Origin of the sequence: Saccharomonospora azurea NA-128 (assembly GCF_000231055.2) — a bacterium.
Classification (GTDB): Bacteria; Actinomycetota; Actinomycetes; order Mycobacteriales; family Pseudonocardiaceae; genus Saccharomonospora; species Saccharomonospora azurea.
The window spans coordinates 1,891,936-1,914,324 of record NZ_CM001466.1; the positions used below are offsets into that span (position 1 = coordinate 1,891,936).

The window sequence follows — 22,389 nt, forward strand, 5'->3', positions numbered from 1 at the left end:
TTCGGGAGGGCGGGCGAAGAACTGTCTTAGTTTACTTTCGGACATTTTGGAACCGGTTAGTAACAGAGACCACACATTTGGCGGTGATGCAGATCACGGAGAGGAAACAATTCGCCTGTCGAAACCGCTGCGTCAACACGTCGAACGCCTGCCATAGCCGCAGATAGGAGCGCTCCGCCGCGCCCCATCTCCGACGGCCCCCCAGTGCTACTGTGACTAGCATCATCTTGACACGACTACACCGTCGTGTTGGTCAGCGAGAGAAATCGTGGACCACACCACGTTCTCGCCGACGGAAAAATCCGTAGGAAAATCGACGGCGGCCGGTACTGACCACCCACCAATCCAGCCCGACGGCGACAGTAGAATCGGCACTACCAGGCGAGACTCGAGTGGGATCGCGGCCTGCGGAGCTCGATATTTCGACGCCGCCGCGCGGCGAATCCCGGTCGGAATCAGTGGGCTCGTTCTGCCTCGCAGAAATCGACACCACGCGGTCCGGACACACTCGAAAGGACTGGTCGAACCAGTCGGGGTGGCCGAATCAGCTCAGTGCCACGTCGGAGGAGAGGTCCGACCGGTCACGCCCGGTCGTCGCGCAGGGCGAGGGGCCATGGCGCGCTCGACCGCGTTCGGCTCGGCGGCGTACGGGTCGAGTGCCCCGACCGGCACCAGCGGTGGTTGAGCCATGAACCGCGGCGTGCGTCCACGATGGGGCTGGGCGCCGTGCACGAGGAAGGGGTGGCACACGTACACGTCGCCGACCGTGCCCGTCGCGAGCGCGACGGGGCGGTGTGCGGACGCCTCCACGGCGTCGTGGCACAGCGACAGCCACTTGCGCCCGTCGTCACCAGCGGGTTCAAGCAACGGAGGCACGTCGAGATGCGAGCCGACCCGGATGCGCGTCGGCGCGTCGTCCGGGCCGACCTCGGAGAACAGGAACAGCAGGAGCAGCGCACGGCCCTGCGAACGGTGGTCGAGCCAGAACTCGCCGTTCGGCCCGGCGTAGCCGGCCTCCACGTGCCACCCGGCGTCCCCCGGGTCCTCGTCGCTCGGGAACCGCACGGGGAACGTGCCCAGACCGCCGAGCGGCTGCCACCGGCCCACGCCCACGAGCGCGTCGAACGCCTCGTGCAGCGTGGGCGTGGTGGCGGCTTCACGGAACGGCGGTGTGGAGAAGCCACCCAGTCGGACCACGGGCTGCGTCCACGTGGCCGGGTCCGTGCGTGAGCAACCCGTGGCGTCCCACAGTTCCCGCACGCATCGCTCGCCGATGTCGACGGGGAACGCCCCGTCGAGCTTCACGAACCCGTCCCGGACGAACTGCTCGACCTGCTCGGTACGCAACGCCATCCACCGGCCTCCTCACAACAGGCGACCAGCGTGGCAAGGGCGTCTTGGCGGGAACAAGCGGTTTTACGGGCGTACGGGAAGTACGAACACGCGTGCGCAGAGCGCGGACACGGTGTGGCAGTGGGGTCAGGCGACCGACAGGACGATCTTGCCTCGGGTGCGGCCCTCCATGCTCAGGCGCCAGGCCTCGGCCGCCTGCTCCAGCGGCAGCACGCGGTCGACGAACACGCGCAGCTCGCCCGCGTCCGCCAGCCGCGCCAGCTCGGTGAGGTCGGCGGCGTTCGGCCGCACCCACATGGTCGCGCCTCCGAGTTCCTCGGCTCGCGGATCCACCACCGATACCAGGCGCGAGAAATCCGACAGCACCTCCCGCGAGGCGTCGATCGACTCGCCACCCACACAGTCGACCACGGCGTCCACCCCGTTCGGCACAAGTGACCGCACGCGCTCGACGAGACCCTCGCCGTAGCTCACCGGCTCGGCGCCGAGTTCCCGCAGGAAGTCGTGGTTGCGTTCCGAGGCCGTACCGATCACGCGGGCGCCGCGGAGCACCGCCAGCTGCGTGGCGAACGCGCCGACGCCACCGGCGGCCGCGTGCACGAGCACCGTCTCCCCCTCGCCGACCCGGACGCGGTCGAGACACTGGTAGGCGGTGAGCCCTGCCAGCGGCAGCCCGGCCGCCTCGGTCCAGTCGAGCGCGGCGGGCTTGCGTGCGATCAACCGCACGTTGGCCGCGACGAGCTCGGCGTACGTCCCGTTCTGGACCCAGTCCTTGCGCACGTAGCCGATGACCTCGTCACCGACCTCGTAGTCGTACACGTCGAGTCCGACGGCCTCCACGACTCCCGACACGTCCCACCCCGGGGTGATGGGGAACTGCGTCTCCATCATCGCGTCGAGGTATCCGGCGCCGAGTTTCCAGTCCACGGGATTGACCCCCGCCGCCTTGACCCGGATGAGGACCTCACCGGGCGCCACCTTCGGGTCGGGCCGCTCGCCCAGGGTCAACACCTCGGGGCCGCCGTACTGCTCTTGAATGATCGCTCGCATGTCCGCGGCAACACCGCGGCGCGACGGGTCTATTCCAGCGCGCGGTGCGCAGGCCCGGAGTGGGTGACGACTGCTCCATGCCCGGCGGCGGTGATCAGCTCGGCCGCGCGGTCGACGTCCTCCTCCGTGCTCCACCGGCCCAGCGACAGTCGCAGTGCCGCCAGGCTCCGCTCGGCGGGCAGGCCCATCGCGGTGAGCACCGGCGACGGCATGTCTCGGCCGCTGTGGCAGGCCGAGCCGGTCGAGGTCGCCACCTCCGGGATCGCGGCGAGCAGCTCGTGGGCGCGCACGCCGTCGACGCTGACGTTCAGGGTGTTCGGCAGCCGCGACGTCGGCGGCCCGTTGAGCCGCACCCGTTCCCCCAGCCCCGCACGGAGCCGCGCGTGGAGGCGGTCCCGCAGCGTGCGGACGCGCTGGTGTTCGCCGGCCACGAGGGCGTCCGCCGCGAGCCGCGCGGCGGTCCCGAGGGCCACGGCGTAGGCGACGTTCTCGGTCCCGGCCCGCAGGCCGTGCTCCTGCCCGCCGCCGTGGACCAGCGGCTCCAGTCGCACACCCGGCCGGACGTAGAGGGCGCCGACGCCCTTCGGCGCGTACATCTTGTGGCCCACCACGGTGAGCAGGTCCACGTCGAGCGCGGTCACGTCGACCGGCAGTTTCCCCACCGCCTGGGCGGCGTCGCAGTGGAACACCGCGTCGTGCTCGTGGGTGACGCGGGCCAGCTCGGGGATCGGTTGCAATGCACCAGTCTCGTTGTTCGCCGCCATGATCGACACCAGCACCGTGCGCGGGGTGAACGCGGCGGCCAGTGCGGCCGGGTCGACCAGGCCGTCCCCGTCGACGGGTAGGTAGGTCACGTCGACGCCGTGGCGGCTCGCGAGCGCCCGGCAGGACTCCAGCACGGCGGGATGCTCGGTGCGCTGCGTGATCACGTGTGGCCAGCCGGTCCGCGCAGCGAGCGTGGCTCCCCGTATGGCCAGCGCGTTCGCCTCGGAACCCGACCCGGTGAACACGATGCGGTCGGCCGACGTCCCGATCAGCGCGGCCACCCGGGCGCGCGCGTGGTCCAGCGCCCCACGCGCCTCGGTGCCGTAGCGGTGAGCGCTGGACGGATTGCCGAACGCGCTGGTCAGGTAGGGCAGAACAGCGTCGGCTACAGCCGGGTCGACCGGCGTGGTGGCGTTGTAGTCGAGGTAGATCGGCCCGTCGACGAGCCCGCCGGGGACGGCCACGGCACACCTTCCTTCCCGTCGGCCTCTCCCGCCGTTATAGCGCGGCGGGGGCCAGGGCGCGCGCCGAGCGAGTCAGAGCGGCGAGCGGCTCCCCAGCGAAGGGTCGAGGGGCCAATCAGTGCTTTAACCTGCTCGGACGCTTTCAAAGCAACCTTCGACGTGGCTACTCTCCGAACATGGCCGATGGCGCGGAAGCAAGGAAGCTGGCCGCGGGCGGTTACGCCGCCCTCCCGATCGCAGACATCCGAAAGATCGCCGCCGACCAACGTCGTCGATTCGCCGGCAAGGCCATGCGGATCGGCGACAACGACACCGTGCATGCCGTGCGCCTGCGCACCTGGGTTCACGGCGAGCGCATTCCCGCACCAGCCTGCCATATCGGCACGGACACCACGGACGTCAGCGGCGAGCGGACGCCTGTCTCGGACCAACCCGTCAACTGCAAACGCTGCCTCTCCTACAAGGTCGCTAGGGAAGAGGGAGAGCCCTACCGCCCGCGCCTCGCGCAGATCGGCCTCTGGCCCGACGGGGAAGACCACGAGCTACCAGCATGGCCGCCATCTGAGAACGAGTAAGCACGACGACTCCTCGTACGCCGCCCCGTCTGCCGGAATACCCTGTGAACCCCGGCGTTACAGTAGTTAGTTGACAGGACAACTACTTGGGCGTGGTGACATTCATGCAGTTCGGCATCTTCACCGTCGGCGACGTGACGACCGACCCCACCACGGGGCGGACACCGACCGAACACGAACGGATCAAGGCGATCCTGCGCATCGCCATCAAGGCGGAAGAGGTCGGCCTCGACGTCTTCGCCACGGGCGAGCACCACAACCCGCCCTTCGTGCCCTCGTCGCCGACCACGATGCTCGGCTACATCGCCGCGCGCACCGAGCGCCTGATCCTCTCCACGTCGACCACGCTGATCACCACGAACGACCCGGTGAAGATCGCCGAGGACTTCGCGATGCTGCAGCACATCGCCGACGGTCGTGTGGACGTCATGATGGGCCGCGGCAACACGCCGCCGGTGTACCCGTGGTTCGGGCAGGACATCCGCCAGGGCATCCCGCTGGCCGTCGAGAACTACGCGCTGCTGCACGAGTTGTGGCGCAAGGACGTCGTCGACTGGCAGGGCCGGTTCCGCACGCCGTTGCAGGGCTTCACCTCCACGCCGCGTCCGCTCGACGGGGTGCCGCCGTTCGTGTGGCACGGGTCGATCCGCAGCCCGCAGATCGCCGAGCAGGCCGCCTACTACGGTGACGGCTTCTTCCACAACAACATCTTCTGGCCCGCCGACCACACCAAGCGGATGGTCGCCCTGTACCGCGAGCGGTACGCCCACTACGGCCACGGTGAGCCGCACCAGGCGATCGTGGGCCTGGGTGGGCAGGTGTTCATGCGCAAGAACTCGCAGGACGCCGTGCGCGAGTTCCGCCCGTACTTCGACCACGCCCCCGTCTACGGTGGCGGGCCGTCGCTGGAGGACTTCACCGAGCAGACGCCGCTCACCGTCGGCAGCCCCCAGCAGGTCATCGACCGCACCCTGACCTTCCGCGAGTACGCGGGCGACTACCAGCGGCAGCTGTTCCTCATGGACCACGCGGGACTCCCGCTGAAGACCGTGCTGGAGCAGCTCGACATGCTCGGCGAGATCGTGCCGGTGCTGCGCAAGGAGTTCGCCGCGCTGCGGGCGCCGGGCGTGCCGGACGCGCCCACCCACGACTCCCTGCGGGCGGCGAAGCAGCAGTCCACCGACGGCACCGCCGACACCGAGAGGTGACCATGAGCGCCTACAACCTGGCCGTCGTCTCGGCCGGACTCACCAACCCGTCGTCCACCCGCCTGCTGGCGGACCGGCTGACCGACGCCGTCAGCGCGCGTGTGCCCGTCGAGCCGCACGTCGTGGAGCTGCGCGACCACGCACGCGACATCGCCGACAACTTCATCACCGGCTTCGCTCCCCCGGCGCTGTCGGCCGAGCTCGACGCGGTGGCGAAGGCCGACGCCCTGATCGCCGTCACACCGATCTTCAGCGCGTCGTACAGCGGGCTGTTCAAGTCGTTCTTCGACGTCGGCGAGCCCACCGCACTACGCGGCAAGCCCGTGCTCATCGCCGCGACCGGCGGCACGCCGCGCCACTCGCTGGCCCTCGAGCACGCCGTGCGGCCGCTGTTCGCCTACCTCCGGGCCGTCGTCATGCCCACCGGCGTGTACGCCGCGTCGCAGGACTGGGGCGGCGAGGACGCGGCCGAGCTGGCCCGACGCATCGACCGGGCGGCCGCGGAACTCGCCGACGCACTCAGCGGCCGCCCCGCCTCCGTCGAACCCGAGGAGGAGTTCGTCCCCTTCGACGAGCTGCTGCGCAGGCAGGGCCAGTAGCGGCGGGAGTCAGCGCACGAGCGTGTGGTGGCGAGCCACCGCCCACCACCGCCCGTCCTGCTTGACGACGACGTAGAGGACCTTCATGACGTGGTCGTCGTCGACGAGATTGCCCTTGGCGTCCGTCGCCCGCGCGCCCTTGTAGGCCAGGGCGACGTCCGGCCGCACGAACAGCACGTCGAGCACGTCGTAACGCACGTGTTCGTCGCGCAGGAATCCCGCGAGACCCTGCCGGGTGGCCTCCACAATGGAGTCCACTCCGGACAGCGTGACGCCCACCGCGTTGACCACGGTGGCGTTACGAGCGAAGTGTTTCGTCATCAACTCCGCGTCGTTGGTGTTGTACGCGGTCTCGGTGTCGGCGATGATCCGATGGATGGCGGCGCGGTCCTCCTCGGTCGGTGAGGAGTACTCGACGACGGGAGAGTCGGTGGTCGCTGTCATGCCACCATCCTGAACCCTCCAGATATCTGGAGGTCAAGACGCCGACGCCGCTCACGGCGCCACCCGGTCCTCCAACACCTGACCGACCCAGTCGCCGACCCGGAACGTCTCCGTCGGCGTGAACCCCTGACCGCGGTAGTAACGCACCAGCTCCCCGTCACCACCCGCCCAGCAGTCGACGCGCACCAGGCTCCGACCTCGCCTGCGCGTCTCCTCACGCGCCTCGGCAAGCAGGTGCGCGCCCACCGCACGTCCGGTGAAGGCCCGTGACGTGATCAACAGATCGATGTAGACCTCCGGCTCAGACACCGGAGGGATGTGCGCGGGCGGGTGGTCGGCGAAGATCGACGCACCGGCGGCGACTCCGTCGATCTCCGCCACCACCAGGTGCGGGTGCGCGGCCATTCCGCGCACCCGTTCCACCCGCTTCGGATCCTGTGAGAAGGGCACGGAACCCCACTGGCCGGTGCGACCTCGTTCGGTCAGCCAGGCGACCGCGCCGTCGAACATGTCGAGCAGGAGGGCGTCGTCACCCGGACGACCCGGTCGGAGTCGAATGTCGTTCATGAGGCGAGCAGCCTACGCGCCCGGCTCAGTCCGTGACACCCAATTCCCGGGCAATCAGCATGCGCTGCACCTCGCTCGTGCCCTCACCGACTTCGAGGATCTTGGCGTCGCGGTAGAAGCGGCCCACCGGGTATTCGTTCATGAACCCGTAGCCGCCGAAGATCTGCGTGGCGTCGCGGGCGTTGTCCATCGCCGCGTTGGAGGCCACCAGCTTGGCGATGGCCGCCTCCTTCTTGAACCGCTCGCCGCGCAGCATCTTCGCCGCCGCGTTGTAGTACGCCAACCGGGCGGTGTGGGCGCGCAACTCCATGTCGGCGATCTTGAACTGGATCGCCTGGTACTCGCCGATCCGGCGCCCGAACGCCTCACGTTCCTTGACGTAGCGCAGACTCTCGTCCACACAGCCCTGCGCCAACCCGACGGACAGCGCCGCGATCGCGACCCGCCCTTCGTCCAGGATGGACAGGAACTGCGCGTAGCCGCGGCCACGCTCGCCCAGCAGGTTCTCCTCCGGCACCCGGCAGTCGTCGAACGTCAGCCCGTGCGTGTCGGACGCGTTCCACCCGACCTTGGAGTACTGCGGCTGCACCGTGAAGCCGGGGGTCCCCGACGGCACGATGATCGCCGAGATCTCCTTGCGTCCGTCGGGCGTCCGCCCGGTGACGGCGGTGGCCGTGACGAGGCTCGTGATGTCGGTGCCCGAGTTGGTGATGAACGACTTGCTGCCGTTGAGCACCCACTCGCCGTCCTCCAGCCTGGCGGTGGTCCGCGTCGCCGACGCGTCCGATCCACCGCCCGGCTCCGTGAGGCCGAACGCGCCGAGCGCCCGCCCCTCACACAGCGCGGGAAGCCAGCGCTGCTTCTGCTCCTCGGTACCGAACCGGTAGATCGGCATCGCACCCAGCGACACCCCGGCCTCCAGGGTGATCGCCACCGACGAGTCGACCCGGGCCAGCTCCTCCAACGTCAGGCACAGCGCGAAGTAGTCGCCGCCCATCCCGCCGTACTCCTCCGAGAACGGCAGGCCGAACAGTCCCATCTCGCCCATGCGGCGGACGATGTCGTAGGGGAACTGCTCACGCTCGTAGAAGTCCCCGATCACCGGGGCCACCTCGGAGGTGGCGAAGTCGCGCACGGTGACGCGCAGGTCCTCGTACTCCTTGTCCAGCCTGTCATCGATCATGATGCGCCTTCTTCCGGGGTCACCAGGGCGAGGGGTTCGTCGAGCGCGACCTGTTGGCCCGCCCGCACGTCGAGTCGGCTCACGACCCCGTCGACCGGTGCCGTGATCGTGTGTTCCATCTTCATCGCCTCGACGACGAGCAGCGGGGTTCCCGCCTTGACGACGTCGCCGAGCGCAACCTTGACGACGAGCACGGTGCCGGGCATGGGACTCGTGATGGGTCCCGCCTCCACCGACTCGGCATGCGAGGCGAGCAGGTTGGGGCGCTCGCTCACCGCGACGGCGCGCCCCTCTCGCGCGTACCAGACCGCACCGTCGGCGGCCTCGGCCCGGCGGTACCGGCGGTACTCGCCGTCCACCCGCACGACGAGGTCGGCGCCCTCCCGGCTCGCGGACACCGCCAGCGGGGCGGCTCCGTCCACCGTGACCTCGGCTCGCTCGGGGTCGCCCTCGACGCGCACGAGCGCCTCGGCGGTGCCTGCCCGCAGACGCATGGTCAGCCCGGCGTTGCCGCCGATCCGCCACCCGCTCGGGACATCCCAGGGGTCGATCACTTCGCCCGTGGGCCACAGCGCCAGCACCCGGTCCAGCGCCGCCGCGACGACGAACTCCTCGACGCCGGCGGTGTCGGCGGTGTCGGCGGTGTCGGCGGTGTCGGCGGTGTCGGCGGTGAGGGTGAGCAGTTCCCGCTCCACCAGTCCCGTGTCGAGCCTGCCCTCGCGGACGTCCGGATGCCGCAGCAGCGTCCGCAGGAACGGCACGTTCGTCGTCACACCCAGCACGGCGGTGTCGGCCAGAGCCCGGTCGAGCCGGTTCAGAGCCGACGCGCGATCCGGACCCCACGCGATCACCTTCGCCAGCATGGGGTCGTAGTGCGACGCCACGACCGTGCCCTGCCGTATCCCGGAGTCCACCCGCACGTGCGGACCGGACGCCTCGTGCAGGCCCGACACCGTGCCACCGGTGGGCACGAAGTCGCGCGCCGGGTCCTCGGCGTAGACGCGGGCCTCCACGGCGTGCCCGTCGAGCCGCACGTCGTCCTGCGTGAACGCCAGCTCCTCACCCGCTGCGACCCGCAGTTGCCACTCCACGAGATCGAGCCCGGTCACCAGCTCCGTGACGGGGTGCTCGACCTGGAGCCGGGTGTTCATCTCCAGGAAGAAGAACTCGTCGGGAGCCGCCGACGACACGATGAACTCGACCGTGCCCGCGCCGACGTACCCGACGGAACGCGCGGCCTCGACCGCCGCCTTGCCCATGCGGTCGCGCGTCGCGTCGTCGAGCAGCGCCGACGGAGCCTCCTCGACGATCTTCTGGTGTCGCCGCTGGAGGCTGCACTCGCGCTCCCCCAGGTGCACGACGCCGCCGTGCCGGTCGGCGAGCACCTGGATCTCGATGTGCCTGGGGTCGGCCACGAACCGCTCCACCAGCAGGCGGTCGTCACCGAAGGCGCCTCGCGCCTCCCGCTGCGCCGACTCGACGGCGGCGGACAGCTCGCCCGGCGCGTGCACGAGCCGCATGCCCTTGCCGCCACCGCCCGCGGACGGCTTGAGCAGCACCGGGTAGCCGACACTCTCCGCCGCCGCCGCGACCGAGTCCACGTCGGACACGTCGTTCGCGCCCGGCACGACCGGCACACCGGCCGCCGACACGGTCTCCTTCGCCCGGATCTTGTCGCCCATCGCCTCGATCGCGCCCACGGGTGGGCCGACGAACACGAGCCCGGCGTCCTCACAGGCCCCGGCGAACGCCGCGTTCTCCGCGAGGAAACCGTAGCCCGGGTGCACGGCCTGAGCCCCGGTCGCCCGCGCGGCGGCGATGATGTCCGGAATGGACAGATAGCTGCGGGCCGCCTCGGCCGGTCCGACGCGGATCGCCACGTCCGCCTCGGCGACGTGCCTGGCGTCGGCGTCAGCGTCGCTGTACACGGCGACCGACCGGATGCCCAGGCGCCGCAGAGTCGCGATGACCCGCACCGCGATCTCACCCCGGTTGGCCACCAACACGGTGTCGAACATGCCCCTCACATCCTGAAGACGCCGTAGTTCACCGGTTCGAGCGGCGCGTTGGCCGACGCCGACAACGCCAGCCCCAGCACGGTGCGCGTGTCCTTCGGGTCGATCACACCGTCGTCCCACAGCCGAGCCGTCGAGTAGTACGGGTTGCCCTGCGCCTCGTACTGCTCACGAATGGGGTCCTTGAACGCTTCCTCGTCCTCGGCGGACCACTCCTGACCGCGCGCCTCCAGGCCGTCCCGGCGCACGGTGGCCAGCACGGACGCGGCCTGCTCTCCGCCCATCACCGAGATCCGCGCGTTCGGCCACATCCAGAGGAACCGCGGCGAGTACGCCCGCCCGCACATCGAGTAGTTCCCGGCGCCGAACGACCCACCGATGATCACGGTGAACTTCGGGACCCGCGCGCAGGCCACGGCCGTGACCATCTTCGCGCCGTGCTTGGCGATGCCGCCCGCCTCGTAGTCGCGACCCACCATGAAGCCGGTGATGTTCTGTAGAAAGACCAGCGGCACCGACCGCCGGTCGCAGAGCTCGATGAAGTGCGCGCCCTTCATCGCGGACTCGGAGAACAGCACGCCGTTGTTGGCGATGATGCCCACCGGGTGACCGTGGATGCGCGCGAACCCGGTGACGAGCGTGGCGCCGTACTCCTTCTTGAACTCGGCGAACCGGCTGCCGTCGACGACCCGGGCGATCACCTCGCGGACGTCGTACGGGGTGCGCGGATCGGCGGGCACCACGCCGTACAGCTCGTCGGGGTCCACGGCCGGCGCCTCGGTGGGCGCCACGTCCCACGGGCGCGGCGAGCGCGGACCGAGCGTGGAGACGATCGAGCGCACGATGCGCAGCGCGTCGGCGTCGTCCGCGGCCAGGTGGTCGGTGACCCCGGAGGCGCGCGCGTGCACGTCCCCGCCGCCCAGCTCCTCCGCCGTCACGACCTCGCCGGTCGCGGCCTTCACCAGCGGCGGACCGCCGAGGAAGATCGTGCCCTGGTTGCGGACGATGACGGCTTCGTCGCTCATCGCGGGCACGTACGCGCCGCCCGCCGTGCAGGAACCGAGCACCGCGGCGATCTGCGGAATGCCGCGCGCCGACATCGTCGCCTGGTTGTAGAAGATGCGCCCGAAGTGCTCCCGGTCGGGGAAGACCTCGTCCTGCTTGGGCAGGAACGCGCCGCCCGAGTCCACGAGGTACAGGCACGGCAGGTTGTTGTGCAGCGCCACCTCCTGCGCCCGGAGGTGCTTCTTCACCGTCATGGGGTAGTAGGTGCCGCCCTTGACGGTGGCGTCGTTGGCGACGATGACGCACTCCCGCCCGGACACCCGGCCGACACCGGTGATGATGCCCGCGCTGGGCGCCTCGTCGTCGTAGAGGCCGTTCGCGGCCAACGGCGACAGTTCCAGCAGCGGGGAGCCGGGATCGAGCAGCGCGTCGACCCGGTCGCGCGGCAGCAGCTTGCCCCGCTCGACGTGCTTGGTGCGCGCCTTCTCCGGGCCGCCCTGACGCACGGTGGCCAGCCGCTTGCGCAGGTCGGACACCAACTCCTCGTGGTGAGCGACGTTGCGCGCGTAGGACTCACCTCGGGTGTCGACAGCACTGGCGAGAGCAGGAGTGTCCATCACACCACCAAGTTAGCACCCGTTAACTTCTCGTGAATATGTTAGCGCCCACTAACCACCCTGTCCAGCGCCGTGTCCGCGAGCCACGCACGCGTGTTCGCAGTTCCCGTACGCCCCGGCCTCGGCTCGCCCACCAGCCTGCGGACGACTCCGTACCGAAAGTGCGAACACCCATACGTGGAGTGCGGACACGCGTGCGGGAGGCGCGGACACGGTGCAGACACGACAACGGCCGCCGCACCCAGCGGTGCGACGGCCGTTGCTCGGTCTGTGGAATGGACGCGGCGACTCAGCCCGTGACACCCTGCAGAGCCGCGTAGTAGCCCAGCCTCTGGCCGTTGGCGGTCGGGTGGTACGACTCCACGACCGGCCAGGTGAGGCTGTGCAGCCAACGCTCACCGGAGGCGCAGATCTCGTGGCCGTCGAACGCGGGGCGCATGTCGACGAAGGTCAGCCCGTGCGCCGCGGCGCGAGCGGACGTCACCTCGGCCAGCGTGTCCGAGCCCGAGTTGATGGCCGCGCGCTTCGTGTCGCTCAGCCCCACGCTGCAGGAGCCGCCGATCTCGTAGAAGTGCGGGTAGCCGAGCACCACGATCTGGGCGTTCGGCGCCCTGCTCTTCAGCGTGCTGTACACGTTGTCGAGCCGACCGGGCAGCGTGTTCCTGGCGAAGGTCTTCGCCTCCTCCACGCGGGCGATGCAGCCGCTGTCGGAGGTGGTCGTGCAGGTGGTCATCACGTCGGCGAACCCGGCGTCGTTGCCGCCCACCGAGACCGTGATGAACGTGGTGCTGGAGTCGACGGCCGAAGCCTGACTGATCACATCGGACGTCACCGCGCCGGAGCACGCGACGAACTTGAAGCTCGACACGCTGTGGGAATTCGCCCACAGCTGGGGGTAGGCGTTGGCACTGCGCATGCAGTTGCCGGAGTTTCCGTAGTCCTTCGCGCCGACACCGGACGAGTAGGAGTCGCCGAGGGCGACGTAGTTCACGTCGGCGGGCGCGGCCGCAGCCGAGACGGCGCCTCCCACGAGCGCGAACGCGAACACCATCAGAACTGAGAACAACCGCCGAGTCCGCACTCTCATAGGGCGCACCTTTCGTCAGTGTTTGGCCGCTCGAAGCTTTATCAGGTGGCCAGCTCACGACAGAAGCGTGCGAACCAGACATGACCCGACCGGACCAAGCCAGAAGTCGGGCGGACTCGTTAACAGCTGCTAACGACGGTCGCTAGAGTGTCGATGTGCCTTCGGACTCTCCGCTCGTCCGCGGCGAGAAGACGACTCGCCGCGACCAGATCCTCGCGGCCGCCGCGGAGCTGTTCGCGCGGCACGGTTTCCACGGCGTCGGCATCGACGAGATCGGCGCGGCCGTCGGCATTTCCGGCCCGGCGCTGTACCGGCACTTCCGGAGCAAGGACGCGATGCTCGGCGAGATGCTCACGTCGATCAGCCACTATCTCCTCGACGGCGGCCGGGCGCGCGCCGAGGACGGCGGTTCACCCGATGAGGTGTTGGCCGGGCTCGTGCGCTTCCACGTCGACTTCGCCCTCTCCCAGCCCGCGTTGATCACGGTGCAGGAACGCAACCTGGCCAATCTGTCCCAGCCGGACCGCAAGGAGGTCCGGGCGCTGCAACGCCGCTACGTCGAGGTGTGGGTGTCGGTGTTGCAGGCCGCGGTGCCGGGGCTCGGCGACGACCGCGCGCGTTCGGCGGCGCACGCCGTGTTCGGGCTGATGAACTCCACGCCGCACAGCCGTCACCTGCCCGACGACGAGCTCGCCGACCTGCTGACCACGCTGGCCCTCGGGGCCCTGTACGCCGCGAAGTGACGATCACCCTGGCGGGCGGCACCGAAGTCGACCCATCTCGTGTTGGATGGGACCCGTGTGGGCCGACGAAGACCACGGACACGAGGACGCGCTGCTGCGCACAGCACAACGCGCCCTGGTGGCCGCTGCGCTCGCCGACGAGGAGGACGCGCTCGCGGCGGTGGGACCGGACGGCCTGCGCAGCGCACTTCCGGAGACCCGCGAACTGATCCTCCTACTGTTCGGCGCGTGCAGCGCCATGATCTCGACCCTGGGCGACGGCGGTGAGCGGCCGGTCCGCGTGCAGGTGCTGGACGAGACCGGCGAGGAGGTCTCGATCGACCAGGCGGACCCGGCGATGCGGACCGCGGTGCGCACGCTGCTGGCCGAGGTGCACGGCAACACCGACGCCGCCGCCGACCAGGTGGAGATCGCGCTCGCCAACGCCGCGCCCGACGAGGTGGACAGCGTGGTGCTCGCGGCTCTGCACTGGACGCTGCGGCTGGCGACCGAATGCCTCGAACGCGACCTGCCCGTACCGCGCTGGATCGAGTCCGTCTTCAGCGAGTAGCCGCCTCAGCTCCTTCCATCGGCGTCCGTCCCCGGGGCGGCCAGGCGGTCGAGACGGGCTCGCTGGGCAGAATCCAGTCGGACGCGCGCGGCGGCGACGTTCTCCTCCAGGTGACGCATGCGGGCGGTGCCGGGGATCGGGACGACGACCGGAGAGCGATCGAGCAGCCAGGCGAGCGCGATCTGCGTGGGGCAGTTCCTCGTTGGCTCCCCCGCCGTACAGATACGCGGTGTCGATCAGCGTGACACCGAGTTCGACCGCCCGCCGAGCGACCGCGATCGAGCCCTCCCGGGCGGGGCCCGGCTCCGTCGGCAGGCGCATCGCGCCGAACCCGAGCCGACCCACCTCCAGCTCTCCGCCGATGCGGAACGTCGGCGCCGTCATCGCGCGTCCAGCAGCGTCTTGCCGAGCGCCTGGCGCGACTCGATGAGGGCGTGCGCGTCCGCCGCCCGCTCCAACGGGAACCGTTGCCCGATCACCGGTCGGAGCCGCCCCTGCGCCACCTCGGTCAGTGCCTGCCGCGCGTAGTCACGCAGGCGCGAGGGCTCGCCGGGCGACCACGACACGACGCTGATGCCGCGTTCGTCCGCCAGCTCGGCGGGCACCTCCGTGAACACACCGCCGGCCGCACCGTAGGGCACGAACCGTCCACCCGGGCCGAGCAGGTCGAAGGCGGCCCGGCCCACGGCCCCGCCGACGGCGTCGAAGACCACGTCCACCCCTCCCGTCCGACGGCGGACGTCCTCGATCCACCGGTCGTCGCGGTAGTCGACGGTCACCTCGGCGCCGAGATCGGCGGCGAGCTCCCGCTTGCGACCCTCCCCCGCGGCCGCGACGACCGTGGCTCCCTTCGCGCGGGCGAGCTGAACCAGCAGGCTCCCGACGCCACCCCCAGCGGCTTCGACCAACACCCGCTCGCCCTCGCCGACACCGGCCGAGTCGAGCACCAGCAGAGCCGTGCGCCCGTCGGCCAACACCGCCACCGCGTCGTCGAGCCCGACCCCGTCCGGCACCCGAAGCAGCGCCGCGGCGTCGACCGCGACCTGTTCCGCGTAGCCACCGGAACCCGTGAGGCTCGCGACCACCCGCTCACCGATCAGGCCCGGGTCGACCTTCGTCCCCACCCGGGTCACGACCCCACCGACACCGTTGCCGGGCACCAGGGGCGGCTCCACCTAGAAGGGCCCGAACGGGCCCCGCCGGTACTGGGTCTCGACGAACGTGATGTTCGCGTACGCCACCCGCACCACCACCTGTCCCGCGTCCGGGTCCGGATCCGGGGCCTCTCCGGGCACCAGGACCTCGGGACCACCGAATGCGGTCATGCGCACAACTCGCACGGGCACTCCTCTCCGCCGGTCACCAGCCTGCAACCTCGACTCGACTGGAGGTCAAGATCACAGCAGGCGGCACCACGGGAAGGCGGACGAGCACAGGGAAAACGGAGTCCCTGCACGAGGAACACGCGAGAAGAGAAGAAGCGCCGGTCCGTTGTGATACGGAACTCGACGCAGAAGAAGGGGCGGCCCGCTCTACCAGCCTGGGGGTCACCGGGAGCGGGCCGCCGACACCCAGCTTAAGCAATAAGTTCCGACTTCGCCGCTCGGGGGCGGGAGTCACCCCGTGTTTTTTTCCCACCACGGAGTGACGACCGTGGTGATTCGTCCAGTTCGGCCCGACCTGGGATGTCCTCGGCGCGAAATCGACCGAGACCGACGCCTCCCGTTGATCGTCCAAACAGCCAGTACGGCAGGATGGCGCGAGCCAAGCGCACGATCACAAGGAATAGAGGGCAGCATGCACGACGGCAGCGGCCGCATCGCGGTGCAGAACCTCACCAAGCAGTTCGGCGCCGTCACCGCGGTGCAGAATCTCAGCTTCACGGTGGAACCCGGCAGCGTCACGGGCTTTCTCGGCCCGAACGGCGCCGGTAAGACGACCACGTTGCGAATGCTGCTCGGGCTCGTCCGCCCGACGGCAGGCACGGCGACCATCAACGGTCGGCAGCATCACGAACTGGGCAACCCCGCCCGCGTCGTCGGTTCGGTACTCGACAACGGCAGCTTCCACCCGAAGCGGAGCGCACGCGATCACCTGCGCGTGTACGCGGCGGCGATCGGGGTGCCGGACCAGCGCGCGGACGAGGTGCTGGGACTCGTGGGCCTCAGCCCCGCGGGCCACCGCAAGGCGGGCGGATTCTCCCTCGGCATGCGCCAGCGACTCGCGTTGGCCACGGCGCTGCTCGGTGATCCTCAGGTTCTGGTGCTCGACGAACCGGCCAACGGACTCGACCCCGAGGGCATCGCGTGGCTGCGCACGTTCCTCCGCTCGTTCGCGGCGCAGGGCCGCACGGTGCTGGTCTCCAGCCACCTGCTGTCGGAGGTCGAGCAGACGATCGACCAGGTGGTCATCGTGAGTGCGGGCATGACGCGCTACTTCGGGCCGCTGGAGCACCTGCGCCAGAGCCAGCGCTCGCGGGTCCTGGTGCAGCCCGCGGACGCGTCCGGGCTCGCGACGGCGTTGCGCGAGGCCGGCATCACCGACGTCGAGCCCACGGCGGACGGCCGTGTGGCGGTGGCCGGGACGACGGTGCAGCAGATCGGCGACGTCGCCGCGAAGGCGGGCATCGCCGTGTACGGCATGGAGGAGCAGAAGGCCGACCTGGAGCAGCTGTTCTTCCAGCTGACCTCGGGTCAGTACGCCGGAGCCCCACTGCCCGGACAGCCCGCCCAGGGCAACTGGGCCCAGCCCGGCGCGCCCCAGGCAGCACAGCCCAACCCGTACGCGCAGTACCAGCAGACCCCGCAGCAGACGTACCAGCAGAACTACCAGCAACCCGGTCAACAACCGCAGCCGAACCAGGGCTGGGGAGGTCAGCAGCAGTGATGGGCAACCTGATCAAGGCGGAGTTCCGCAAGACGTTCAGCCTCAACCTGTGGTGGGCGCTGGCCATTCCGGCTTTCGTGGCCTCGCTGGTGTTCGCGTTGAGCTGGGGCGCCAGCGTCAACGACTTCAACGAGTTCCTCGGCAGCAGTGACGCGCAGGAACTGGCGATGCTGCTCGGGATCGACGTCGCGACCATGCCGGTGGGGCTGCTCTCGCTCGGGCGTGCGATCAACATCGGCGTGTTCTTCGGTGTGCTGTTCGGCGTCACGGCTCTCGCGGGCGAGTACCGCAACAAGACGATCAGCACGACGTTCCTCACGGCACCGAACCGCGCGTCCGTGCTCAGCGCGAAGATGGTCACGTTCACCGTGTGGGGCCTCTTCTACGGCGTCATCGCCGTCGGGGCGGCGAGCATCGGCACGGCGATCACCGTGGACAGCGCCGGGCTGCCCTCGGCGGGGCAGTGGCTCGGCATCGCCGGGGCCGGGCTGCTCGCGGCCATCCTGGGCACCCTGTTCGGCGTCGGGCTCGGCGCCGTGTGGAACAGCGTCACCGGCCCGACCGTGTTCCTGTGCCTGTGGATGCTGCTGATCGAGAACATCCTCGTGCTCGTGGCGTTCTTCTCCGCCGAACTCGACTGGCTCGGCGGCGTGCTGCCGAACGGGGCGCTGAACGGCATCGTCGGTGCCGTCGGTGCGGAGGCGTTCGGGGCGATCGGGTCGTCGATGTCGGCCCACATCGACCAGATCGACGACGGCCTGCAGTGGGGCATGCAGTTCTTCGCGGGCGCTCCGGGTGCCTTCTCGTGGTGGGCCTCCGCCCTCATCTTCTTCGCATGGACCATGCTGTTCTTCGGTAGTGGTTGGGCCGCCAACCAGAACCGCGACATCACCTGACGCGAGACGAAGAGGGGTCGTGAGTGGAGAGCAGAGCACCGACACTGTCACCCACCCACGGCCCCTCTTCCCGTTCCCGGGGCGGCTGGATCAGGCGGCTGGCGTCGGCCTGCTGGCGGCACCCCGTGCTGGTCGTGCTGGCGCTGTCCGCGGCGGTCGTCGGAGTGGGCCTGCAGGCGGCCACGCCGCTGCTCGTGCGTGCCGCCGTGGACGGCGCGGTCGCCGGTGACACCTCCGACCTCACCCTGCTGGCGGGCGGCCTGGTAGGCCTGCAGCTGCTGGCGTTCGGCAGCGCGTTCGCACGCCGCTACCTCGGCGGCCGACTCGCCCTCGACGTGCAACACGACCTGCGTCGCGACGTGTTCGCGTCGGTCTCCCGCCTCGACGGCGGCAAGCAGGACTCGATGAAGACCGGGCAGATCGTGTCGCGGGCGATCACCGATCTGCAGCTGGTGACCGGGTTCCTCATGCAGGTTCCGCTGTCGGCGGGCTCCGTGGTCTTCGCCCTCCTCGCGCTCGGCGCGATGCTGTGGATGTCGCCGCTGCTCACCCTCATCGCCCTCGTGGTGGCTCCCGCCGTGGGCGTGGTGGTCGCGGTGAGCCGCAAACGCCTCTTCCCCGCCACGTGGTCGGCGCAACAGCGGGCGGCCGACCTCGCCCAGCAGGTCGAGGAGACCGTCACCGGGGTTCGGGTGGTGAAGGGCTTCGGGCAGTCGTCTCGGGAGGTCACGACGCTGTCCGGGAAGGCGCGCAGGCTCTACGCCGAACGCCTGCGGGCCGCGCGGCTGGCCGCGGTCCCGACGGCCACCACCTCGGCGCTTCCCGCGGCGGGCCAGGTGGCCGTGCTCGCCGTCGGCGGGATCCTCGCCCTGCGTGGCGAGATCAGCCTCGGCACCTTCCTGGCGTTCGCCACCTACGTCTCGGCGCTCGTCGGTCCGGCCCGGATGCTCGCGAGCCTCATCGTGCAGGCCCAGCTCACCCGTGCCGGAGTCGAACGGGTCAACGAGCTCGTCGACGCCCAACCCGAGGTCGTCGACCCCGCTCACCCCCGGCCCGTACCCCCGGGTCCGCTGTCGGTGCGCTTCGACGACGTGCGGTTCGGCTACACGCGCACCGATCCCGTGCTCCGGGGACTGTCGTTGGAGGCCCGGGCGGGCGAGACCCTCGCGCTCGTGGGCACCGCAGGCTCCGGGAAGTCGACGATCTCGCTGCTGCTCCCCCGCTTCTACGACCCCCACGCGGGCTCAGTGCGACTCGGCGGGGTCGACGTGCGCGAGCTGGCGCTCTCCGACCTCCGGCGCACCGTGGGCGTCGTGTTCGAGGAGGCGTTCCTGTTCTCGACGTCGGTGCGCGAGAACATCGCCTACGGCAGGCCGGACGCATCCGACGAGGAGGTCGTGGCCGCCGCGAAGGCCGCCGAGGCGCACGAGTTCATCAGCGCCCTGCCCGACGGCTACGACACGCAGGTGGGTGAGCGCGGCCTGACCCTCTCGGGCGGGCAACGCCAGCGGCTCGGCCTCGCCCGGGCTCTGCTCACCGATCCCCGGGTGCTCGTGCTGGACGACGCGACGTCGGCGGTGGACACCGTCACCGAGTCCGCGATCCACGACACGCTCCGCAGCGTGACGCGCTCGCGCACCACGATCCTCATCGCCCACCGCCGCTCCACGCTCGCGTTGGCCGACCGCATCGCGGTCCTCGACGGTGGGCGGGTCGTCGACGTCGGCACGCACGACGAGCTCTGGCAGCGGTGCGCTCTCTTCCGCGACCTCGTGTCGGGGCCGGGCGACGACGTCGAGGCGATTCACCGGCACACCGACCTGGCGAGCGACGGCAGCGGTGTGACCCCGCAGCTCTGGCCGAAGCAGGACAAGGCGGACGAGGACGGCACGCAGACCGGAGACACCGCGGTGAGCAGGGCGACCACGACGGCCCCGGCGGTCGGCCCGGGTTCGCGGGCCTCGCTCGACCTGCCGCCCACCCCCGACCTGCTGGAACGGGTGCGGCGCCTGCCCCCGGCGACCGGCGAACCCCGGCTCGCCGGCGAGGACCCCACGGCGGAGGACCCGCACTTCCGGTTGTGGAGGCTGCTCCGCCCGGTGCGCCCGATCCTGGCGGCCGTGGTGGCGCTCGTGGCCGTCGACGCGCTCGCCGCCATCGCCGTGCCCGCCCTGTACGAGCGCGGTGTGGACGACGGTGTGCGGGTGGGTGTGGAGTCCGCCGTCTGGCTGGCCGCCCTCGCCGGAGCGGTGGTGATCGCGGTCGACTGGGTCGCCGTGTGGGCCCAGACGCGGCTCACCGCCCGCAGCGGCGAGTCGGTGCTCTACCTGCTGCGCGTGCGCAGCTACGCCCACCTGCAACGACTCGGCCTCGACTACTACGAGCGCGAGCTCGCGGGCCGCATCATGACGCGGATGACCACCGACATCGACGCGCTGTCGACGTTCCTCCAGACCAGCCTCGCGACCGCCGTGGTGAGCGTGCTCACGCTCGTGGGCATCAGCGTGGCGCTGCTGGTCACCGACGTGAGCCTCGCGCTGTACGTCTTCGCCGTGCTGCCGGTCCTGCTGGTGGCCACGGTGCTGTTCCGCCGACGGGCGTCCGCCGCGTACACCGAGGCGCGCGAGCGGGTCAGCGCCGTCAACGCCGACATGCAGGAGAACGTCTCCGGAATGCGGGTCGCCCAGGCCTACACCCGGGAGGAGCGCTCGGCCGAGCAGTTCGCCTCGCGCAGCGACGCCTACCGGCGCTCGCGACTGCGCGCGCAACGCTACGTGGCGACGTACTTCCCGTTCGTCACCCTGCTCTCGGGCGTGGCCGAGGCCGTGGTGCTGGTGGCCGGAGCCACCCGGGTCGCCGACGGCACCCTCTCCATCGGCGTGCTCATGGCGTTCCTGCTCTACCTCGGCCTGTTCTTCTCGCCCGTACAGCAGCTGTCGAGCGTGTTCGACGCCTACCAGCAGGCCAAGGTCGGCCTCCGGCGCATCGGCGACCTGCTCCGCACACCGACGTCGGTGCCCCCGCCCGAGAACCCGGTGCCGGTACCGGCCCGGCTGCGGGGCGAGGTGAAGCTCGTGAACGTCGGGTTCCACTACCCCGGCGCGGAGACGCCCGCGCTGCAGGACGTCGACCTGCACGTGTCGCCGGGCACCACGGTGGCGCTCGTGGGCGCGACGGGTGCCGGCAAGTCGACGGTGGTGAAGCTGATCGCGCGCTTCTACGACGCCACCCGGGGCCACGTGTGCCTGGACGGCGTCGACGTGCGCGACTACGACCCGGAGCAGCTCACGGGCCGGATCGGGCTGGTGCCGCAGGAGTCGCACCTGTTCTCCGGCACGGTGGCCGACAACGTGCGGTACGGCAGGCCCGACGCCACCGACGCCGAGGTGGAGGCCGCTGTGCGCGCGGTCGGGGCGCTGGAGGCCGTCGCCGCCCTGCCGAACGGCTTCCACCAGCAGGTCGGCGAACGGGGCCGCTCGCTCTCGGCCGGGCAGCGCCAGCTGGTGGCGCTGGCGAGGGCGGAGCTGGTGGACCCGGACGTCCTGCTGCTCGACGAGGCCACCGCCGCGCTCGACCCGGCCACCGAGGCGGCCGTGCTGCGGGCCACCGACCGGCTCGCGTCGGCCCGCACGACGTTCGTGGTCGCCCACCGGCTGGCCACGGCGGCACGCGCCGACGAGATCGTGGTGCTGGACCACGGACGTATCGTGGAACGCGGGAGCCACGACGAGCTCGTCGCGGCGAACGGGCTGTACGCGCAGATGTGGCGTCACTCGGCGTGAAGGAGCACTGTGAAGACGGTGACAGGAGGTGCGACGACCCGAAGAAGGACGAACTTCTCACCCATAGGACGAACGATCTTGATGACCGGTTGTTGTGACAACATTCACCTTATCGATACAGCCCTGTCGGGCCCCCATTCCACCCACGTCATGGGCGAGTTCGGTGACACAGGCCGAAACCCGGGGGTTAGCCTGGTAGTCGCGAATTCACCAAACCAAGATCGAGACGGATAGAGGCGAGTCCCAGCCGTGTCCAGCAGCAGCCCTGCGTCACAGTTCGGCCCCAACGAGTGGCTCGTCGAGGAGATGTACGACCAGTTCCTCGCCGACCCCTCTTCAGTCGACGCCGCCTGGCATGAGTTCTTTGCCGACTTCAAACCCGCCCAGAGTGCACAGGCGAAGCCGGACGCGACGGGCGCAGAGCCGAAGTCGGCCGCGAACGGTCAGTCGACGCAGTCCGCGCCGAAGACGGAACCGAAGGCAGCCCCGAAGCCGGCACCCGAGCCCGCCCAGGCCCCGAAGGCCCCGACATCGAGCGCGCCCGCGGCCCCGAAGCCCGCGCCCAAGCAGGAGCCGAAGCAGGCTTCGTCCGCCGCGGCC

The 22,389-nt window shown here is 70.4% G+C and carries 19 protein-coding genes and 2 pseudogenes; 9 read left to right on the forward strand and 12 right to left on the reverse strand.

What is annotated here, in order from left to right; genetic code table 11:
* Positions 1-549 precede the first annotated feature (549 nt).
* From SACAZDRAFT_RS08550 to SACAZDRAFT_RS08560, 3 genes are all read right to left on the reverse strand, one after another.
* Positions 550-1,353, reverse strand: coding sequence for a phytanoyl-CoA dioxygenase family protein (locus SACAZDRAFT_RS08550; protein ID WP_005440610.1), 804 nt, complete (start codon positions 1,351-1,353; stop codon positions 550-552).
* 126 nt (positions 1,354-1,479) lie between these two features.
* Positions 1,480-2,403 carry an NADP-dependent oxidoreductase gene (locus SACAZDRAFT_RS08555; RefSeq protein ID WP_005440613.1) on the reverse strand — a complete coding sequence of 308 codons (924 nt, stop codon included), beginning with the start codon at positions 2,401-2,403 and terminating at the stop codon, positions 1,480-1,482.
* 29 nt (positions 2,404-2,432) lie between these two features.
* Complete coding sequence (locus tag SACAZDRAFT_RS08560; RefSeq protein WP_005440617.1) at positions 2,433-3,632, reverse strand: cysteine desulfurase family protein; 1,200 nt, start codon at positions 3,630-3,632, stop codon at positions 2,433-2,435.
* A gap of 176 nt (positions 3,633-3,808) precedes the next feature.
* On the opposite strand from SACAZDRAFT_RS08560, the gene SACAZDRAFT_RS08565 reads away from it, so the two are divergent.
* From SACAZDRAFT_RS08565 to SACAZDRAFT_RS08575, 3 genes are all read left to right on the forward strand, one after another.
* On the forward strand, positions 3,809-4,207 hold the full coding sequence (locus tag SACAZDRAFT_RS08565; RefSeq protein ID WP_005440618.1) for a hypothetical protein: 399 nt from the start codon (positions 3,809-3,811) through the stop codon (positions 4,205-4,207).
* Between the two features lie 104 nt (positions 4,208-4,311).
* Positions 4,312-5,415 (forward strand): LLM class flavin-dependent oxidoreductase, encoded by a 1,104-nt coding sequence (locus SACAZDRAFT_RS08570; RefSeq protein ID WP_005447404.1) that lies wholly within the window; start codon positions 4,312-4,314, stop codon positions 5,413-5,415.
* A 2-nt stretch (positions 5,416-5,417) separates the two neighbouring features.
* The gene (locus SACAZDRAFT_RS08575; RefSeq protein ID WP_005440620.1) at positions 5,418-6,014 is read left to right on the forward strand and encodes an FMN reductase; all 597 of its coding nucleotides are present in this window, start codon (positions 5,418-5,420) and stop codon (positions 6,012-6,014) included.
* A gap of 9 nt (positions 6,015-6,023) precedes the next feature.
* Here the strand turns inward: SACAZDRAFT_RS08575 and SACAZDRAFT_RS08580 are convergent, their stop codons facing one another.
* The 6 genes from SACAZDRAFT_RS08580 to SACAZDRAFT_RS08605 all read right to left on the reverse strand — a co-directional run bounded on the left by SACAZDRAFT_RS08580 (position 6,024) and on the right by SACAZDRAFT_RS08605 (position 12,932).
* Positions 6,024-6,458, reverse strand: coding sequence for an SgcJ/EcaC family oxidoreductase (locus SACAZDRAFT_RS08580; RefSeq protein WP_005440621.1), 435 nt, complete (start codon positions 6,456-6,458; stop codon positions 6,024-6,026).
* Between the two features lie 51 nt (positions 6,459-6,509).
* The gene (locus SACAZDRAFT_RS08585) at positions 6,510-7,025 is read right to left on the reverse strand and encodes a GNAT family N-acetyltransferase (protein WP_005440622.1); all 516 of its coding nucleotides are present in this window, start codon (positions 7,023-7,025) and stop codon (positions 6,510-6,512) included.
* A gap of 25 nt (positions 7,026-7,050) precedes the next feature.
* Positions 7,051-8,208: an acyl-CoA dehydrogenase family protein gene (locus SACAZDRAFT_RS08590; RefSeq protein ID WP_005440624.1), complete on the reverse strand. Its 1,158-nt coding sequence runs from the start codon at positions 8,206-8,208 to the stop codon at positions 7,051-7,053.
* A complete protein-coding gene (locus SACAZDRAFT_RS08595) occupies positions 8,205-10,226 on the reverse strand; it encodes an acetyl-CoA carboxylase biotin carboxylase subunit (RefSeq protein ID WP_005440626.1) in 2,022 nt (673 codons plus the stop codon). The genes SACAZDRAFT_RS08590 and SACAZDRAFT_RS08595 overlap by 4 nt, the downstream gene beginning before the upstream one ends.
* A gap of 5 nt (positions 10,227-10,231) precedes the next feature.
* The gene (locus SACAZDRAFT_RS08600; RefSeq protein ID WP_005440628.1) at positions 10,232-11,845 is read right to left on the reverse strand and encodes a carboxyl transferase domain-containing protein; all 1,614 of its coding nucleotides are present in this window, start codon (positions 11,843-11,845) and stop codon (positions 10,232-10,234) included.
* Between the two features lie 289 nt (positions 11,846-12,134).
* Positions 12,135-12,932: an SGNH/GDSL hydrolase family protein gene (locus SACAZDRAFT_RS08605; protein WP_005440630.1), complete on the reverse strand. Its 798-nt coding sequence runs from the start codon at positions 12,930-12,932 to the stop codon at positions 12,135-12,137.
* A 155-nt stretch (positions 12,933-13,087) separates the two neighbouring features.
* Here SACAZDRAFT_RS08605 and SACAZDRAFT_RS08610 point away from each other — a divergent pair, with 155 nt between their 5' ends.
* Together SACAZDRAFT_RS08610 and SACAZDRAFT_RS08615 are read left to right on the forward strand one after the other, a co-directional pair.
* The gene (locus SACAZDRAFT_RS08610; RefSeq protein WP_005440632.1) at positions 13,088-13,675 is read left to right on the forward strand and encodes an SACE_7040 family transcriptional regulator; all 588 of its coding nucleotides are present in this window, start codon (positions 13,088-13,090) and stop codon (positions 13,673-13,675) included.
* 46 nt (positions 13,676-13,721) lie between these two features.
* Positions 13,722-14,225, forward strand: coding sequence for a hypothetical protein (locus tag SACAZDRAFT_RS08615; RefSeq protein ID WP_005440634.1), 504 nt, complete (start codon positions 13,722-13,724; stop codon positions 14,223-14,225).
* A 5-nt stretch (positions 14,226-14,230) separates the two neighbouring features.
* Here the strand turns inward: SACAZDRAFT_RS08615 and SACAZDRAFT_RS24070 are convergent, their stop codons facing one another.
* From SACAZDRAFT_RS24070 to SACAZDRAFT_RS08620, 3 genes and pseudogenes are all read right to left on the reverse strand, one after another.
* Positions 14,231-14,449: an aldo/keto reductase gene (locus SACAZDRAFT_RS24070; protein ID WP_198283931.1), complete on the reverse strand. Its 219-nt coding sequence runs from the start codon at positions 14,447-14,449 to the stop codon at positions 14,231-14,233.
* Positions 14,450-14,477: 28 nt separating this feature from the next.
* Positions 14,478-14,609 (reverse strand): annotated as a pseudogene (locus SACAZDRAFT_RS23220) (aldo/keto reductase); the annotation flags it as partial.
* Positions 14,606-15,550: pseudogene (locus tag SACAZDRAFT_RS08620) on the reverse strand (zinc-binding dehydrogenase). The pseudogenes SACAZDRAFT_RS23220 and SACAZDRAFT_RS08620, both read right to left, overlap by 4 nt.
* Before the next feature lie 472 nt (positions 15,551-16,022).
* On the opposite strand from SACAZDRAFT_RS08620, the gene SACAZDRAFT_RS08625 reads away from it, so the two are divergent.
* The 4 genes from SACAZDRAFT_RS08625 to SACAZDRAFT_RS22410 all read left to right on the forward strand — a co-directional run.
* Positions 16,023-17,111 carry an ABC transporter ATP-binding protein gene (locus tag SACAZDRAFT_RS08625; RefSeq protein ID WP_005440636.1) on the forward strand — a complete coding sequence of 363 codons (1,089 nt, stop codon included), beginning with the start codon at positions 16,023-16,025 and terminating at the stop codon, positions 17,109-17,111.
* On the forward strand, positions 17,111-18,007 hold the full coding sequence (locus tag SACAZDRAFT_RS08630) for an ABC-2 transporter permease (protein ID WP_005447393.1): 897 nt from the start codon (positions 17,111-17,113) through the stop codon (positions 18,005-18,007). Before SACAZDRAFT_RS08625 ends, SACAZDRAFT_RS08630 begins: the two co-directional genes overlap by 1 nt.
* A 23-nt stretch (positions 18,008-18,030) precedes the next feature.
* On the forward strand, positions 18,031-21,789 hold the full coding sequence (locus SACAZDRAFT_RS08635) for an ABC transporter ATP-binding protein (RefSeq protein ID WP_005440646.1): 3,759 nt from the start codon (positions 18,031-18,033) through the stop codon (positions 21,787-21,789).
* 249 nt (positions 21,790-22,038) lie between these two features.
* On the forward strand, positions 22,039-22,389 hold a 351-nt coding region (locus tag SACAZDRAFT_RS22410), incomplete at its 3' end, for a 2-oxoglutarate dehydrogenase E1 subunit family protein (RefSeq protein WP_005440648.1).

Bases quoted from the DNA above. Each gene is read 5' to 3' on its own strand.
- SACAZDRAFT_RS08580 (WP_005440621.1), bottom strand. From the start codon at position 6,458: ATGACAGCGACCACCGACTCTCCCGTCGTCGAGTACTCCTCACCGACC.
- SACAZDRAFT_RS08575 (WP_005440620.1), top strand. From the start codon at position 5,418: ATGAGCGCCTACAACCTGGCCGTCGTCTCGGCCGGACTCACCAACCCG.
- SACAZDRAFT_RS08565 (WP_005440618.1), top strand. From the start codon at position 3,809: ATGGCCGATGGCGCGGAAGCAAGGAAGCTGGCCGCGGGCGGTTACGCC.
- SACAZDRAFT_RS08570 (WP_005447404.1), top strand. From the start codon at position 4,312: ATGCAGTTCGGCATCTTCACCGTCGGCGACGTGACGACCGACCCCACC.
- SACAZDRAFT_RS08590 (WP_005440624.1), bottom strand. From the start codon at position 8,208: ATGATCGATGACAGGCTGGACAAGGAGTACGAGGACCTGCGCGTCACC.
- SACAZDRAFT_RS08630 (WP_005447393.1), top strand. From the start codon at position 17,111: ATGGGCAACCTGATCAAGGCGGAGTTCCGCAAGACGTTCAGCCTCAAC.
- SACAZDRAFT_RS08595 (WP_005440626.1), bottom strand. From the start codon at position 10,226: ATGTTCGACACCGTGTTGGTGGCCAACCGGGGTGAGATCGCGGTGCGG.
- SACAZDRAFT_RS08625 (WP_005440636.1), top strand. From the start codon at position 16,023: ATGCACGACGGCAGCGGCCGCATCGCGGTGCAGAACCTCACCAAGCAG.
- SACAZDRAFT_RS08615 (WP_005440634.1), top strand. From the start codon at position 13,722: ATGGGACCCGTGTGGGCCGACGAAGACCACGGACACGAGGACGCGCTG.
- SACAZDRAFT_RS08585 (WP_005440622.1), bottom strand. From the start codon at position 7,025: ATGAACGACATTCGACTCCGACCGGGTCGTCCGGGTGACGACGCCCTC.
- SACAZDRAFT_RS08605 (WP_005440630.1), bottom strand. From the start codon at position 12,932: ATGAGAGTGCGGACTCGGCGGTTGTTCTCAGTTCTGATGGTGTTCGCG.
- SACAZDRAFT_RS08600 (WP_005440628.1), bottom strand. From the start codon at position 11,845: ATGGACACTCCTGCTCTCGCCAGTGCTGTCGACACCCGAGGTGAGTCC.
- SACAZDRAFT_RS08555 (WP_005440613.1), bottom strand. From the start codon at position 2,403: ATGCGAGCGATCATTCAAGAGCAGTACGGCGGCCCCGAGGTGTTGACC.
- SACAZDRAFT_RS08550 (WP_005440610.1), bottom strand. From the start codon at position 1,353: ATGGCGTTGCGTACCGAGCAGGTCGAGCAGTTCGTCCGGGACGGGTTC.